General features: G+C 75.3%; 15 protein-coding genes. 10 read left to right on the top strand and 5 right to left on the bottom strand.

Features of this window, described 5'->3' with window-relative positions; genetic code table 11:
• Positions 1 to 10 precede the first annotated feature (10 nt).
• Positions 11 to 604: a hypothetical protein gene (locus QWY28_RS00710; RefSeq protein WP_300950382.1), complete on the top strand. Its 594-nt coding sequence runs from the start codon at positions 11 to 13 to the stop codon at positions 602 to 604.
• Positions 605 to 684: 80 nt separating this feature from the next.
• A complete protein-coding gene (locus QWY28_RS00705) occupies positions 685 to 1,239 on the top strand; it encodes a type II toxin-antitoxin system PemK/MazF family toxin (protein WP_300950381.1) in 555 nt (184 codons plus the stop codon).
• Here the strand turns inward: QWY28_RS00705 and QWY28_RS00700 are convergent.
• A complete protein-coding gene (locus tag QWY28_RS00700) occupies positions 1,139 to 1,972 on the bottom strand; it encodes a hypothetical protein (protein ID WP_300950380.1) in 834 nt (277 codons plus the stop codon). The genes QWY28_RS00705 and QWY28_RS00700 overlap by 101 nt on opposite strands.
• Positions 1,973 to 2,084: 112 nt before the next feature.
• On the opposite strand from QWY28_RS00700, the gene QWY28_RS00695 reads away from it, so the two are divergent.
• Positions 2,085 to 3,494 carry an extracellular solute-binding protein gene (locus QWY28_RS00695; protein WP_300950379.1) on the top strand — a complete coding sequence of 470 codons (1,410 nt, stop codon included), beginning with the start codon at positions 2,085 to 2,087 and terminating at the stop codon, positions 3,492 to 3,494.
• An 87-nt stretch (positions 3,495 to 3,581) separates the two neighbouring features.
• On the opposite strand, the gene QWY28_RS00690 is transcribed toward QWY28_RS00695, so the two are convergent.
• A complete protein-coding gene (locus QWY28_RS00690; protein ID WP_300950378.1) occupies positions 3,582 to 4,898 on the bottom strand; it encodes a ribonuclease D in 1,317 nt (438 codons plus the stop codon).
• Complete coding sequence (locus QWY28_RS00685) at positions 4,898 to 5,536, bottom strand: DUF3000 domain-containing protein (protein ID WP_300950377.1); 639 nt, start codon at positions 5,534 to 5,536, stop codon at positions 4,898 to 4,900. The genes QWY28_RS00690 and QWY28_RS00685 overlap by 1 nt, the downstream gene beginning before the upstream one ends.
• 32 nt (positions 5,537 to 5,568) lie before the next feature.
• On the opposite strand from QWY28_RS00685, the gene hemE reads away from it, so the two are divergent.
• Positions 5,569 to 6,657, top strand: coding sequence for a uroporphyrinogen decarboxylase (gene hemE / locus QWY28_RS00680; protein ID WP_439117213.1), 1,089 nt, complete (start codon positions 5,569 to 5,571; stop codon positions 6,655 to 6,657).
• Positions 6,658 to 6,826: 169 nt separating this feature from the next.
• On the opposite strand, the gene QWY28_RS00675 is transcribed toward hemE, so the two are convergent.
• Entirely contained in the window at positions 6,827 to 7,756 is a 930-nt protein-coding gene (locus QWY28_RS00675; protein WP_300950375.1) for a DUF4349 domain-containing protein, read from the bottom strand.
• Entirely contained in the window at positions 7,753 to 8,700 is a 948-nt protein-coding gene (locus QWY28_RS00670) for a LysR family transcriptional regulator (protein ID WP_300950374.1), read from the bottom strand. Before QWY28_RS00670 ends, QWY28_RS00675 begins: the two co-directional genes overlap by 4 nt.
• A gap of 298 nt (positions 8,701 to 8,998) precedes the next feature.
• Between QWY28_RS00670 and QWY28_RS00665 the strand changes: the two genes are divergently transcribed.
• The 6 genes from QWY28_RS00665 to QWY28_RS00640 all read left to right on the top strand — a co-directional run bounded on the left by QWY28_RS00665 (position 8,999) and on the right by QWY28_RS00640 (position 14,885).
• Positions 8,999 to 10,243 (top strand): SfnB family sulfur acquisition oxidoreductase, encoded by a 1,245-nt coding sequence (locus tag QWY28_RS00665; protein ID WP_300950373.1) that lies wholly within the window; start codon positions 8,999 to 9,001, stop codon positions 10,241 to 10,243.
• A gap of 69 nt (positions 10,244 to 10,312) precedes the next feature.
• A complete protein-coding gene (locus tag QWY28_RS00660; RefSeq protein WP_300950372.1) occupies positions 10,313 to 11,476 on the top strand; it encodes an LLM class flavin-dependent oxidoreductase in 1,164 nt (387 codons plus the stop codon).
• Positions 11,473 to 11,976, top strand: coding sequence for an NADPH-dependent FMN reductase (locus QWY28_RS00655; RefSeq protein WP_300950371.1), 504 nt, complete (start codon positions 11,473 to 11,475; stop codon positions 11,974 to 11,976). The genes QWY28_RS00660 and QWY28_RS00655 overlap by 4 nt, the downstream gene beginning before the upstream one ends.
• Positions 11,973 to 12,518, top strand: coding sequence for a flavin reductase family protein (locus tag QWY28_RS00650; RefSeq protein ID WP_300950370.1), 546 nt, complete (start codon positions 11,973 to 11,975; stop codon positions 12,516 to 12,518). Before QWY28_RS00655 ends, QWY28_RS00650 begins: the two co-directional genes overlap by 4 nt.
• 30 nt (positions 12,519 to 12,548) lie before the next feature.
• Positions 12,549 to 13,913, top strand: a complete 1,365-nt coding sequence (gene hemG, locus QWY28_RS00645) for a protoporphyrinogen oxidase (RefSeq protein WP_300950369.1) — start codon at positions 12,549 to 12,551, stop codon at positions 13,911 to 13,913.
• A gap of 207 nt (positions 13,914 to 14,120) precedes the next feature.
• Positions 14,121 to 14,885 carry a hypothetical protein gene (locus QWY28_RS00640; RefSeq protein ID WP_300950368.1) on the top strand — a complete coding sequence of 255 codons (765 nt, stop codon included), beginning with the start codon at positions 14,121 to 14,123 and terminating at the stop codon, positions 14,883 to 14,885.
• Positions 14,886 to 14,923: the final 38 nt, after the last annotated feature.

Raw genomic sequence — 14,923 nt, 5'->3', positions numbered from 1 at the left:
CCTTGCGCGGGTGAGCCGCGAGCACCACCGCCCGATGACGCCCGGAGCGGGCTTCTTCGCCGAGATCGTCGGCGGGGTCGACCCGGCCCTGGTGACCGAGGCCGCCGACCGGGCGGCCGTCCTGCTCGTCCGCGGCGCCCGTGCCAGCGGGGACTCCGCGGTGGCCGAGCGGCTGCTGCGGCTGGCCGAGACCGAGGGCATCGAGACCATCGCCGAGGTGTGGTCCGGCGCGCCGGCCGACTCGCTCGCCGGGTGCCTGTGGCGGCTCTACCTGCTGCGCTCCTGGGTGCACGCCGAGCCGGTCGCCGTCGCCCGGGAGTACGACGCCGGCCGGGTGCGCGCCCAGGTCGCCCGCGTCGTCGCGGGCGTCGCCGACCCGCCCGGCCCCGAGCAGCTGAAGACCATGGTCGACGAGGTGCTGCGGGGGATCGCCACCAGCGACTTCGCCGACGTCCTGCTGCGCGCCGCCGCCTTCGCGCGAGTCGTCGCCACCGGCCGCGCCCACCTGCCCGAGTGCGACGAGGCCGCCGTCCGCCGGGTCCTCGTCATGGCCGAGCAGCTCGAGTCGGCGGGTCACCTCGAGCTGGCCCACCGGCTCCAGTAGGTCGTTACAATGGACATCGAGCACGTCGGACCGCGGCAGCCCCGGGTCCCAAAATCAGCCGCCACGAGCGGCCACGCGCCGTGAGGCGCTCCCGGTCCGGCGTGCTCGTCAGTCTCGGCCGGGCCGCTCGACGGCTGGCGCGGCCGCGCTTCGTCCACGCGCCCCGCGCCGACGGTCGTGCCGACCCCGGCGAGGTCGTCTGGGCGTGGGTGCCGTTCGAGGAGGACGCCTCCCGCGGCAAGGACCGCCCGGTGCTCGTCCTGGCCCGCCGCCCCGACGGGCGGCTGCTCGCGCTGATGCTCACGAGCAAGGACCACGACCGCGACGCGACCGACGAGGCCCGGTGGGGCCGGCACTGGATGGACGTGGGCACCGGCGGCTGGGACCGGCAGGGACGGCCCAGCGAGGTCCGGCTCGACCGGTTGCTCGAGCTCGACCCCACGGCCGTGCGCCGGGAGGGGGCCGCGCTGGACCGGCGTACGTTCGACGCGGTCGTGGCGGCCGCGACGCCCTTCCTGGAGGCGGCCGGCGAGGTCAGCCGGGGAACGTCTTCGCGATCCGCCGCACGGCCTGGCGGGCCGGGTCCCAGCCGCGAGGCCAGCCGCCCTCGTCGGTGGCGATCTCGACGACGCTGACCCAGCTGCCGGTGCGGAGGATGCCGAGGCCGGTGGCCCGGCCACCGGTGGCGGAGCGCGGGCCCCACGACGCGGGGTAGGCCGCGCCGGTGCCCGTGCGGACGGGTACGTCACGAACCTCGCCGACCGCGGTCCGGGCGTGGTCGAGCCGCTCGGCGCAGTCGGCGCGCCAGGCGAGCAGCACCTCGGTGGCCCGCCAGGCGGACTTCGCGTCCGGGAACCGGCCGACCACCTGGGTCGCGGTCGTCGAGCCGTCGGCGGTCGCGAAGCGGCGACCGGTGGTGCGCAGGGCGCCGATGTCGAACAGCGACGCCTCCTGGCAGGCGCCGACCGGCGCCCCGCCCCGGCCGTCGGCGACCTCGGCCCACGGCCGGTCCTCGGAGAGCGCGGGCATCCGGCTCGCGTCGAGCAGGTGGTCGCCGGCCGCCCGGGCGTGGAGCGGCTGGGCCGGCAGCGGCGCGAGCGTGCGGTTCGGGCGGCCCTTCCCGCCGCCGGGCTTCGTGCTCGGCGTCGTGGTCGGGTCGGTGCCGGGGGTCGCGCTCGTCGCCGGGCTGGTGGTCGGGCCGGGCGTCGCGCCCGCGGTCGGCGTGCTGGTCGACGGGCTCGTCGCCGGCGCCGGAGCGGCGTCCGGGTCGCCGCCGCACGCGGAGACGGTCAGGACCAGCGCGAGGGCCGCGGGGGCCAGGAGCGGACGACGGCGTACGGCGCGGAGTGCTCGGGGAAGGCGGGACACGCTGCATCGTAGGCAGCGAGGGCGGTCGGTAAGGTGACGGCGCGCCCCGAGGGACCGGGGTGCGTGCTGTGACGTGGGCCGCGCTGCGGCGGCCGGGAACGAGGAGGGTGCCGTGCGGCTGCGACGGGGACGACGGAGCAGCCGGAGGGGACTCGCCGCGCTGGTGGTCCTGGCGCTGGGGCTCGGCCTCACCGGCTGCACCGAGGACGGCGACCCGCCCGCGCCCGACCCCACCCGAGCCGCCCCGCCCGTGCGCCTGCTGTTCGGCGTCTGGGGCAACGACGAGGAGGTGTCGGCGTACCAGGCGATGGTCGACACCTACAACGCGCGGTCCCAGGACAGCCAGGTCGAGCTGCGGTCGTGGAACGACCGCGAGGACCTCGCCGACGCGCTGCAGGCCGGCGGCAAGGTGCCCGACGTCTTCCTCACCTCGCGCCGGGACCTGAAGTGGCTGGTCGACGAGGGGCTGACCCAGCCGGTCGACGAGCTGCTCGACGAGCGCGGCACGGAGTTCGGCGACAACTACTCCCGCGACGCGTTGCGCGCGTTCTCCGCGGACACGCGGCTGCAGTGCATGCCGTACGGCATCTCCCCGACGGTGGTCTTCTACAACACCGAGCTCGTCGACTTCGAGCGGATGCGCAACCGCGAGCTGCCGGCGCCCTCCGACGAGGACGACACGCGGTGGACGTTCGAGGAGTTCGTCGCGGCCGCCGACTTCTCGACCCGGCCGCGCAAGCGGACCCGCGGCGTGCACGTCGAGCCGACCATGGCCGGCCTGGCGCCGTTCGTGGAGAGCGGCGGCGGCTCGGTGTTCGACGACGAGACCGAGCCGACGTCGACGTCGTTCTCCAGCGACGGCAGCCGGGAGGCGCTGACCCGCACCCTCGAGCTGCTGCGCAACCCCCAGCTGACGCTGACCGACCAGCAGCTGCAGCGAGCCACCCCGCAGACCTGGTTCGAGCGCGGCCGGCTCGCGATGATGACCGGCGACCGCTCGCTGGTGCCGGTCCTGCGCCAGGTGCAGGGCCTGGAGTTCGACGTCATGCCGATCCCGTCGCTGGGCTCCTACGCGACCGTCGGCGACATCACCGGCCTGTGCCTGTCGAAGGCAGCCGCCAGCACCGCCGAGGGCGCCGACTTCCTCGTGCACGCCACCTCGACGGAATCGGTCACGCGCGTCGTGCGCGCCGGCTACCTGGTGCCGGCCAACCTCGAGGTCGCCTACTCCGAGGACTTCGTGCAGCCCGGCCGGCTGCCCGTGCACTCCTCGGTCTTCACCGACTCCATCCGCGCGCTGCGCGTGCCGCCCCTGCTCGACAGCTGGGACGAGCTCGAGGCCGCCGTCCGCGACGACATCCGATCGCTGGTCACCTCCGCCCCCGAGCTGGACCTCGAGGCGGTCACCGAGCAGATCGACCTGGACTCCCAGCGGGTCCTCGACCCCGACTTCGAGGAGCCGACCGAGTCGACCTCCCCGTCCGACGACGCCTCGCCCTCGGACGACTCCGCCGAGGAGTGAGCGGGCGCGGGTGTCTCGGCCGGGGACCGTCAGTTCCAGCGGGCCCCATGAACTCGCGGCCGGCCGGGGAGGGGTGTGGGCGGTGGGTCAGCCCGTGGCGCGTGCGTCCGCGTCGAGGATGGCCCGGGTGAGCACCGGCGCGCTGAGGGCGACCTGCCACGAGCGGGCGCCGTACCCCTGCAGCACGCCGGCCACCGCGTCCAGCAGCTCGCCCGGCTCGCGGGTGGCGGGCGGGGTCCACAGCGTGCGGCGGAGGTAGTCGGGGGTCAGCAGGTTCTCGACCGGCAGCCCGTGCTCCTCGGCCAGCGCGGTCATCGCCTCGCGCGCCAGCTGGAGCCGGTCGGCGGCGACGGGGTCCTTCTCGGCCCACGCGCGCGGCAGCGGCGGGCCGTCGCCGCGCGGGGCGCGCGCGGGCAGGTCGGCCTCGTCCATCTCGGCGACCTCGCGGAGCGCGGCGATCCACCGGTTGGCGTACCGCTCCGCCCCGCGGCCGTGGAAGCCCTTGGTCGCCAGCAGCGCCGAGCGCTCCAGCGGCATGGCGGTCGCGGCGGCGACGATCGCGGAGTCCGGGATGATCCGGCCGGGCGTGACGTCGCGCTGCTCGGCGATCTGGTCGCGCAGCTCCCACAGCGCACGGACGGCGCCGAGCGCCCGGCGTCCGCGGACCCGGTGGAGCCCCGACGTACGTCGCCACGCGTCGACCCGCGGGAGGACCTCGAAGCTGCGCAGGTGGTCGAACTCCTGCTGCGCCCACTCGTCCTTGCCCTGGGCGACGAGCTCGGCGGCGATCGCGTCGCGCAGCTCGACGAGCACCTCGACGTCGAGCGCGGCGTACTCCAGCCACGGCTCGGGCAGCGGGCGGGTCGACCAGTCGACCGCGGAGTGCTCCTTCTTCATGCCGAAGCCGAGCACCGTCTCCACCAGCGTCGCCAGCCCGACCCGCGGGTAGCCCAGCAGCCGGCCCGCGAGCTCGGTGTCGAACAGCGAGGTCGGCGTCAGCCCCACCTCGGCGAGGCAGGGGAGGTCCTGGGTGGCGGCGTGCAGGATCCACTCGGTGCCCTCGAGCGCCGCCTGCAGCGGGGCGAGGTCGTCGAAGGCGATGGGGTCGACCAGGGCGGTGCCGGCGCCCTCGCGGCGCAGCTGCACGAGGTAGGCGCGGCTGGAGTAGCGGTAGCCCGACGCGCGCTCGGCGTCCACCGCGACCGGTCCGGTGCCGGCGGCCATCGCGGCGCAGACCTCCGCGAGCGCCTCGGCGGTGTCCACGACCGGCGGCAGCCCGTCGCGCAGCGTCAGCAACGGCGGCGGCTCGGGCGCCGGCTCCTGCGGTCCATCCGGTTGGGGGTCCGGCTGCGGCTCGGGCTGGGGCGCGTCGTGCTCGGTGGTGGGTTCGGCTGCGTCGACCATCAGCGGCCCGGGCCCCGCTGACCGCGGCGGCTCGGCATCACGCTCACGCCGTCGGGCACCGGCGGCAGCCCGACCGCGGTGCACAGCAGCTCGCCCCAGGCCTCCACGTGCGGCCCGATGTCCGGAATGGTGCCCGGCGCGGACCCGGCGGGGGAGCCCGGCGTCCAGGACGCGCGGATCTCCAGCTGGGCGGTGCCGCCCTCGTCGGCCATTCCGCCGAAGCTCTCGGTGGCCACGCGGGTGACTGTGCCGGAGACCATCGCGTACGTCGCCCCGTGGGCGTCGAGCGCCTCGGTGAGCCACGACCAGCCGACCTCGGCCAGCATGGGGTCGCTCACCATGTCGATCTCGATCTCCGCGCGGGCATAGGCCACGCAGCGGAACGTGCCGTCCCACGCGTCGTTGCCGTCGGGGTCGTGCAGCAGGATGATCCGCCCGGTGCCCACGTCGGTGTCGTCGACGGTGACGTCGGCGCTCAGCGCGGCGGCGTACGGCGCGATCCGCTGGGGCGCCGGCATCTCCTCGCAGAAGACCTCCGGACGCAGCCGCGCGGCGCGCATGCTCGACACGGCGTCCCGGAACTCCGGGGGGCTCGCCGCCGCACCCGTGCCCGGGTGCGTCTCCTGACGCACGACCATGGGGCCACAGTAGGTCGCAGGCGCTCGAACCGATGTGCGAACACGCCGGAGCGGGTGGGAGGCTTGTCGTCGTGGACAGCACCAGCCGTCATCCCGGTCTCGCCGACAGCGCCTTCCTCAAGGCCGCCCGCGGGGAGCCGGTGCCGCACACGCCGGTCTGGTACATGCGGCAGGCGGGGCGCTCGCTGCCGGAGTACCTCCGCGTCCGGGAGGGCGTCGGCATGCTCGAGTCCTGCATGGACCCCGACCTGGTCACCGAGATCACCCTGCAGCCCGTGCGGCGGTACGGCGTGGACGCGGCCATCTTCTTCTCCGACATCGTGCTGCCGCTCAAGGCCGTCGGCGTCGACCTCGACATCAAGCCCGGCGTCGGGCCGGTCGTCGCCTCCCCGGTGCGCACGCTCGCCGACGTCGAGGCGATCCCCGACCTCACCGCCGAGCACGTCCCGTTCATCACCTCCGCCGTGCACGCGCTGGTGGGCGAGCTCGGCGCCACGCCGCTCATCGGGTTCGCGGGCGCGCCGTTCACCGTTGCCTCCTACCTCGTCGAGGGCGGGCCGTCGAAGGAGCACGCGAAGACCAAGGCGATGATGTTCGGCGCCCCCGACGTGTGGGACGCGCTCATGCGCAAGATCGCCGGGATCGCCGCGGCGTACCTCTCCGTGCAGGTCGCCGCCGGCGCCTCGGCCGTCCAGCTGTTCGACTCGTGGGCGGGCGCGCTGACGCCGGCCGACTACGCCGAGCACGTCATGCCGCACTCCGCCCGGGTGCTGGCCGCCGCAGGCGAGCTGGGCGTCCCGCGGATCCACTTCGGGGTCGGCACCTCGAACCTGCTCGGCCTGATGGGGGAGGCGGGCGCCGACGTGGTCGGCGTCGACTGGCGCACCCCGCTCGGGTCCGCGATCGGGGTCGTCGGCGACCGCGGCGTCCAGGGGAACCTCGACCCGACCCTCGTCTTCGCGCCCACCGACGTGATGACCCGTCGCGCCGCCGAGGTGATCGAGGCCGGGCGCGCCGCGAAGGGGCACATCTTCAACCTCGGCCACGGGGTGATCCCCTCCACCGACCCCGCCCAGCTCGAGCGGCTCACCGAGTTCGTGCAGTCCTACCCGCTCTCCTGACGACCCGTCCCGCCTGCCGCCGGGAACGGGGGCCCGGGGCGCGCCACCCGACAACTCGTGCCGCGGCGGCCGGGCCCCCGGCGCGGCCGCGGCCCGGGGGACATGTCCTGCCATCCGCGGGGTGGGCCGGTCCCACTGACCCTCTGCCGGGCTGCTGGCCCACAGCCGGTCAGTCCAGGGCGGCGGGACGGCGACGCATCCGCTTGACGAGGAGCCAGGCCGGCAGGCCGAGGAGCAGGGCGACGGCCGCGAAGGGGAGGAGCGCGCCGACGACCGTGGCCGCGGCGACCGCGGTGGCGACCAGGCCGTCCCAGCCGGTGGAGAGGCCGGTGAGGAAACCGGCGTCGTCGGAGTCGTCGTCCTTCGGGGCGGTCGGCTCGTCGGGGGTGCGTTCGAGGGAGACGCTGATCGTGGACATCGCGGTCTGGTCGGCGAGGTAGTCCTGCTGCTTCTCCAGCGAGGCGAGGGTGGCCTGGCGGCGGGAGAGCTGGGCCTCGATCGAGACGATGTCGCGGATCGACTGCGCGCGGTCGAGGAGCAGCTCGATGCGGCGGATGCTGCGGCGCTGGACGCGCACCCGCACGTCGACGTCGAGCACCTTAGGGGTGACGTCCTCGCTGGTGGTGCCGGCGGTGATCAGCTCGGCGGCTCCCTTGAGCGACTCGACCGCCTCGTCGAACCGCGCCGAGGGCACCCGAAGGACGAGGCGGGAGCGCTTCACCTCCCCCTCGTCGTCGGTCGCGGTCTGCTCCTCGGCGACCTCGCCGCCGTACCGGTCGACGACCTTCTGCACCTCGAAGCGCGCCTCGCCGACGTCGTCGGCGCGCAGGGCGACGTTGCCGGTGGAGATGACCTTGCGGGTGGTCGCGGTGTCCGCGACCGGCGCGGCGGCCGAGTCCTCCTCCGCGAAGGCCGCCAGGCCGTCGGTGGCGGACTCGGCGGACGCGGCCCGGCCGCCAGCGGCGGGCGCCTCGGCGGAGGAGCCGCCGGAGTCGGAGGACCCGCCGGGACCGCCCGAGCAGGCGGCGAGCGCGGCGATCGCGGTGACGGCGGCGAGGGCGGCGGCGGCCCGGCGGCCGGCCCGGGGGTGCGGGGTCATGCCGTCTGGGACGGCACGACCTCCATCACGGTTCCGGTCGGCTCCGGCGTACGTCGCCCGCGGGCGACCTCCACGAGCGCGGCGCGCAGGTCGCGGACCCGCCCGGGCAGCTGCCCCTCGCGGTGGCGCAGCACCAGCGTCACCTCGGTCTCGTCGCCGGCGATCGGCCGGCAGACGAGCAGGCCGGTGCGCTCCAGCGGGTCGCCGACGACGCTGTAGTCCGGCAGCACGGTGATGCCCAGGCCCTCGGCCACCATCAGCTTGCCCATCTCGGCGCCGTCGGTGGTGTGGCAGCGGCGCGGCATGCGGCCCTCGAAGAGCCGGTGCGCGAAGCGGTGCATAAGGTAGCCGGCCCGCATCGCCACGAACCGCTCCTCGCGGAGCTGGTCGATCGTGACCGCGGGCTGCGCCGCCAGCGCGTGGTCCGCCGGCAGGACCACGACGGGGCGGCCGTGCACGAGCGCGGTGCCGGCGAGGTCGGCGGGCGCGTCGTCACCGGCGAGCACGTTGACCAGCCCGAGGTCGAGCGAGCCCTCGAGGACGCCCTGGTGGATCTCGGGCTGCTGGGCGTCGAGCACCTCGACGGTCGCGCCGGGGTGTCGGTCCTGGAAGAGCCGCAGCGCGGGGACGAGGAGGGTGGAGGTCGCGGCGTTCACGGTGCCGATCCGCAGCAGGCGCGTGACGCTGCCCTGGTCGCCGGCGGCCTGGCGGAGCCGGTCGACGGCCTCGAGCACGTCGACCATGTTCTGCAGCAGGTCCCGTCCCTGGCGGCTGATCCGCGCCCCGGACCGGCGCCGGTCGAGCAGGGTCACCCCGAGCTCGCGCTCGAGCTTGGTGAGCGCCTCCGACAGCGCCGGCTGGGAGATGTGGAGCCGCTCGCTCGCGCGGCGCAGCGAGCCGTGCTGGGTCACGGCGGCGAGGTACTCCAGCTGTTCGATCCGCACGTGGGTCCTCCGGCAGGTCCGACAGGTGTTCGGCAAAGTCAAGCGACAATATCGACTTTACGACACCGCCGTCCCGCGCCGCGCCGGGTGTCCCGCCCCGCGGGCGCCGGACGGGCCAGGGCGTCGGGTGAGAGGCGCTGCCTGTCACCCGCTCGCGGCTTCCTCGCGTGTCGTACGTCGCGTCGGCTTGCACTCGGCTCCTATTTCGACCAATCTCATCGACATAACCCATCAAGTTCGAAGGTCAAGTGCTCCGGAGCGCCAGCAGCCCTCCGGGGACCAGGAAGGTGGACTGACCGTGTCGACGTTCCTCACGTCCGATGCCCCCGAGACCGGCTCGTTCGCGGTGATCGGCGCCGGGCGCGTGCCCGTGCTCGACGCCGCTGCCGCCCTGGAGGTGGCCGCCAAGATCGGCCGGCGCCTCGCCGACGGCGCCGCCGAGCGCGACGCCGAGCGGGTGCTGCCCGCCGAGGAGGTCGACCTCGTCTCCTCCTCCGGCCTGCTCGCGATCACCGTCCCCGCCGAGCACGGCGGCCCCGACCTGCCGACGACCGTCGTGGCCGAGGTCTTCCGGCTCCTGGCCGCGGGGGACCCGAGCATCGCCCAGATCCCGCACAGCCACTTCGTCTACGTCAACGCGCTGCGCCACCGCGGCACGCCGGCGCAGCAGGCGTTCTTCTTCGGCGAGGTGCTGGCCGGCAAGCGGTTCGGCAACGCCCAGTCCGAGGTCGGCACCAAGCACGTGCGCGACTACCGCACGACGCTCACGCCCGCCCCGGGCGGCGGCTGGTTGCTCAACGGCGAGAAGGGCTACAGCACCGGCGCGCTCTTCGCCGACTGGATCCCGGTCCTCGCGCACCTCGACGTCGACGGGCCGATGCACGTCGCCTGGGTCGAGCGCACCGCCCCCGGCGTCACCGTCGTCGACGACTGGGACGGCATGGGCCAGCGCACCACCGCCAGCGGCACCGTGCGACTGGAGGACGTCGCGGTCGACGACGCTCGGATCACCTCCTACCACCTCACCTTCGAGGGGCCGCAGACGTACGGCGCGTTCGCGCAGGTGCTCCACGCCGCGCTCGACGCCGGCATCGCGCGCGCCGCGCTCAGCGAGGCCGCCGCGTTCGTGACGACCAAGTCCCGGCCCTACCCCGACGCCGGGGTCCAGCGGCACGCGGACGACCCGCTGGTGGTCCACGCGTTCGGCCAGATGGAGGTCCAGGTCCGGGCGTGCGAGGCGCTCGTCGCCGAGGCCGCCCGCGCCGTCGACCTCGCCAACGCCGACCTCACCGAGGAGTCCGCCGGCCTCGCCAGCCTCGCGGTGGCCGCGGCCCGCGCCTCCACCACGCAGGCCTCCGTCGACGTCTCCAGCCGGCTCTTCGAGGTCGCCGGCACCCGCTCGGCCCTCGACGGCCTCAACCTGCACCGCCACTGGCGCAACGCCCGCACCCACACGCTGCACGACCCCGCCTCGTGGAAGGTCCAGCACCTCGGCCGGCACGCCCTCGACGGCGTGTTCCCGCCCAACCACGGCCAGGTCTGACGACCGGGCCGCCACGCACGGCCCGACCACCCGACGTACCCCGCCTGACGCACGCACAGGAGTGACGAGATGTCCTTGAAGTTCCACTGGTTCCTGCCCACCAACGGCGGCGACGGCCGCCAGGTCGTCGGCGGCGGTCACGGCGTGTCCGCCGGCGCCGCCGGCCGGCCCGCGACCGTGCCGTACCTCGGCCAGATCGCCCGCAGCGCCGAGCAGCTCGGCTTCGAGGCGGCCCTGACCCCGACCGGCGCCTGGTGCGAGGACGCGTGGGTCTCCACCGCGATGCTCAGCAGCGTCTCCGAGCGGCTGAAGTTCCTCGTCGCCTTCCGGCCCGGCCTCACCGCGCCGTTCCTGGCCGCGCAGATGGCCGGCACCTTCCAGAACCTCTCGGGCGGCCGGCTGCTGCTCAACGTCGTGACCGGCGGGGAGAGCCACGAGCAGCGGATGTTCGGCGACTTCCTCGACAAGGACGGCCGCTACGAGCGTTGCGACGAGTTCCTGCACATCGTGCGGGCGCTGTGGCGCGGCGAGACCGTCACCTTCCACGGCAAGCACCACTCCGTCGAGGACGCCTTCCTCGCCCAGCGACCCGACCCGCTGCCCGAGATCTACTTCGGCGGCTCCTCGCCGGCCGCGGGCAGGGTGGCGGCCAAGCACGCCGACGTCTACCTCACCTGGGGCGAGCCGCCGGCCGCCGTCGCCGAGAAGATCGACTGGATCAAGGGCCTGGCCAAGGAGGAGGGCCGCGAGCTGCGCTTCGGCATCCGCCTCCACACCATCGCCCGCGACACCTCCGCGGCCGCCTGGGCCGAGGCGGACCGGCTGCTCTCGGGCATCGACGACGAGCAGATCCGGACGGTGCAGGAGGGCCTGCGCCGCAGCGAGTCCGTGGGCCAGCAGAAGATGCTCGAGCTCAACGGCGGCACCAGGGAGGGCCTCGAGATCCACCCGAACCTGTGGGCGGGCGTCGGCCTGGTCCGCGGCGGCGCGGGCACCGCCATGGTCGGCAGCCACAGCGAGATCGCCGACCTCGTCGAGCAGTACGCCGCGGTCGGCATCGAGGAGTTCGTCCTCTCCGGCTACCCCCACCTGGAGGAGTCCTACTGGTTCGGCGAGGGCGTCCTACCCGAGCTCAGCCGCCGCGGCCTGTGGCAGCACCCGGCGCCGCAGACGACCGCGTCCGCGGCCGTCCCGTTCGGCGCCGCCGGAGGGTCGAGCAGGGCCGCCTCGTGACCGTCGCCGTCGTCGTCGGCAACCCCAGGCCCGGCTCCCGGACCCTCACGGCCGCGACGTACGTCGCCCGCGAGCTGTCCGGCGCCGAGCCGGACCTGGTGGTCGACCTCGCGGTCCTCGGGCCGGCGATCCTCGACTGGTCCGACCCCGAGGTCCGCGGGCTGGTCGAGGAGGTCGGCGCGGCCGACCTGGTCGTGGTCGCCAGCCCGACGTACAAGGCGACGTACACCGGCCTGCTCAAGCTGTTCCTCGACCGCTTCTCCACGACCGGGCTGCGCGGCGTGGCCGTCCCGCTGATGCTCGGCGCCGGCCCGGCCCACGCGCTGGCCCCCGAGCACGCGCTGCGGCCGCTGCTGACCGAGATCGGCGGCACCGTGCCGACCCGCGCGCTGTACGTGCTCGACGACCTGCACGACGACCCCGCGGCGTACGCCGAGTGGCTGGCCGAGGCCCGCCCGCGCGTCGCCGCCGCTCTCTCCCGGACAGGAGCCCCCGCATGACCGCCACGCCGGACCCGCTCGCCAGCGTGACCACGCTGACCACCAACCAGGACCTCGACCCGACCCGGCTGCGCGAGGCCTTCGGGATCTTCCCGACCGGCGTCGTCGCCGTTGCCGCCGAGGTCGACGGCGAGCCCGTCGGCCTGGCCGCCAGCTCGTTCACCTCGGTGAGCCTGGACCCGCCGCTGGTGTCGTTCTCGGTGGCCAACACCTCGAAGACCTGGCCGGCGCTGCGGCGGGCCGCGCACCTCGGCGTCACGATCCTCGCCTCGCACCAGGGGACGATCTGCCGCCAGCTCGCCGGGCCGGTCGAGAAGCGCTTCTCAGGCATCGGGCTGCACACCACCGAGGACGGGGCGGTGCTGCTCGACGAGGGGCTGGCCCGCTTCGACTGCTCGATCCACGACGAGGTCGTCGCCGGTGACCACACGCTGGTCCTGCTGCGCCTGCACGCGGTCGAGAACGCCGACTTCGGGGGCGACACCTCGCTCCCGCTGATCTTCCACCGCTCCGGCTTCGGGCGGCTCGAGGCCAGCGCCTGAGCGGTGCTCCCCGCGGCATAGCCTGGAGACGTGGGTAGCCCTCGCCGCACCGTCGTCGTCGGGGCCGGCATCGCCGGCCTGACCGCCGCCCACGACCTCGTCGCCGCGGGCGACGAGGTCGTGGTGCTCGAGGCCTCCGACGTCGTGGGCGGCAAGATCCGGCGCCACGAGGTCGGCGGCACCGTCGTCGACGTCGGCGCCGAGGCCATGCTCAACCGCCGGCCCGAGGGCGTCGACCTCGCCCGCGGGCTCGGCCTCGAGGTGCAGCACCCGGCGCTCGCGGCGTCCCGGATCTGGACCCGCGGCGCGCTCCGGCCGCTGCCGCGCTCGCTCATGGGCGTGCCGCTCGACCTCGACCAGCTCGCCGCCTCGGGCGTGCTGAGCGAGGAGGGGCTGGCCCGCGTCCGTGCCGAGCCGACGCTCGGGCCCCAGGAGGTGGCCGGCGACGTCTCCGTGGGCGACCTCGTCGACCGGCGCTTCGGCCCCGAGGTCACCGACCGGCTGGTCGAGCCGCTGCTGGGCGGCGTCTACGCCGGCCGCGCCCGCGAGATCTCCGCCCGCGCCGCCGTGCCCCAGCTGGTGGCGTACGCCGCCCGCGGCTCGCTCCTCGAGCAGGCGGCGGCCGTGCCGACGACGTACGACGCCCCCGTCTTCGCCGGCATCCCCGGCGGCATGGGCCGCCTGCCCGAGGCGCTGGCCGCGCGGCTGCCGGTGCGGCTCGGCGTGACCGTCCGGGCGCTCGAGCGGCGACCGGACGGCGGCTTCGCGCTGACCTGCGGCCCGACCACGGCGCCGGAGCTGGTCGAGGCGGACGCGGTCGTGCTCGCGACCCCGGCCGCGCCGACGGCCCGGCTGCTCGGCACCGTCGCGCCGGCCGCGGCCGCGGAGCTGGCGGCGGTCGAGACCGCGTCGGTCGTCGTCGTGACGCTGGCCTACCGGGTCGCCGACGCCGCGCCGGTCGTCGACGCCGGCTCCTCGGGCTTCCTCGTGCCGCCGGTCGAGGGGCGTCGGGTGAAGGCGTCGACCTTCTCGTTCGCCAAGTGGGACTGGGTCCACGCGGCCGGTGCCCGGGAGGGACTGGTCCACCTGCGGACCTCGCTCGGGCGGCACGGCGACGAGGTCGCCCTCCAGGCCACCGACGAGGAGCTGGTGGCCTGGTCGCTGGCCGACCTCGCCGACGCCACCGGGCTGGCCGCCGCGCCGGTCGACGTGCACGTGCAGCGGTGGGGCGGCGGGCTGCCGCAGTACGCGCTGGGCCACCTCGACCGGGTCGCCCGCGTCCGGTCGGCCCTGGACGCGGTCCCCGGCCTGGCGGTCTGCGGGGCGACGTACGACGGCGTGGGCATCCCGGCCGTCATCGCCTCCGCCCACCGGGCGGTGCGCGACCTGGGGTGAGCCCGCCGGGCGACCCCGGGGCGACCGCAATCGTTCAATTGCGCGGTTCTGTCGCGTCATCGGGCCCAGAACCGGTCACAACCGTTCAATTGCGCGGAAATGTCCCGCCCCGAGCACCCGGACCGAGCATCGCGGAACAGCGGCCGGGGACAGGGTCTGCCCGGTTGTCCCTGGGCCGCGGGACAGCCGGCCCGCGAACCTCCCGGCATGGACACCACCACCACCACCACCACCCGCCCGGCCCGCACCGACCTCCGGAACGCCGACCGGCCCTCCAGCACCACCCACGCCGGCACCGCCCACGACGGCACCGCCCACGACGGCACCGCCCGTCCCTCCCGCCACTGGGCCCTCGCCGGCATCGGCGCCGGCGCGACCGGCGTCGCGGCGATCGTCGCCTCGGGCCTCGTCGACGCGGTCTACGACCCCCGCATCCAGGGCGACGCCGCGGCGATCGCCGACAAGCTCGCCACCCAGCGCGAGGCGGCGTTCGTCTTCCACACCGTCGCGCTGCTGAGCGCGGTGCTGCTCGTGGTCTTCGCCGCGGGCCTGCTCCGCCGGCTGCGGCACCGGGTCGGCGGCGACAGCCTGTTGCCGATCGTCGCCTTCGCCGGCCTCGCCGGCACCGCGGTCGTGCAGGTGATCGGGACGAGCCTCGACACCGAGTTCCTCTTCGGCCTGCCGCAGCAGGACGTCCTGGTCGACAGCAACGTCGTGATGTACGGCCACTTCATCGGCACCGTCCCCTGGTGCTGGGTCCTCGCGGGCCTCGCCGGCCTCGCGCTGCACCTTGCCGGTCGCGCGGGCGCCGTGCCCCGCTGGGTCGGCCGCGTCGGGCTGGTCCTCGGCGGGCTCACCCTGCTCGCCGGCATCTCGCCGCTGCAGTACCTCGCCGGCATGGTCGGCCCGCTCTGGCTCCTCGTCACCGCGCTCGGCTTCGCGCTGGGCGACAAGGCGTACCGGTCCGCGTGACCGTCCCCGACGCTGCCGGTTCGGCCCCGCAGGGGCCG

The sequence above is a fragment of the Nocardioides oceani genome, assembly GCF_030412965.1.
GTDB classification, from domain to species: domain Bacteria; phylum Actinomycetota; class Actinomycetes; order Propionibacteriales; family Nocardioidaceae; genus Nocardioides; species Nocardioides oceani.
The sequence above is the reverse complement of the archived record's forward strand: the minus strand, read 5'-3'. Positions and strand labels throughout refer to the sequence as shown.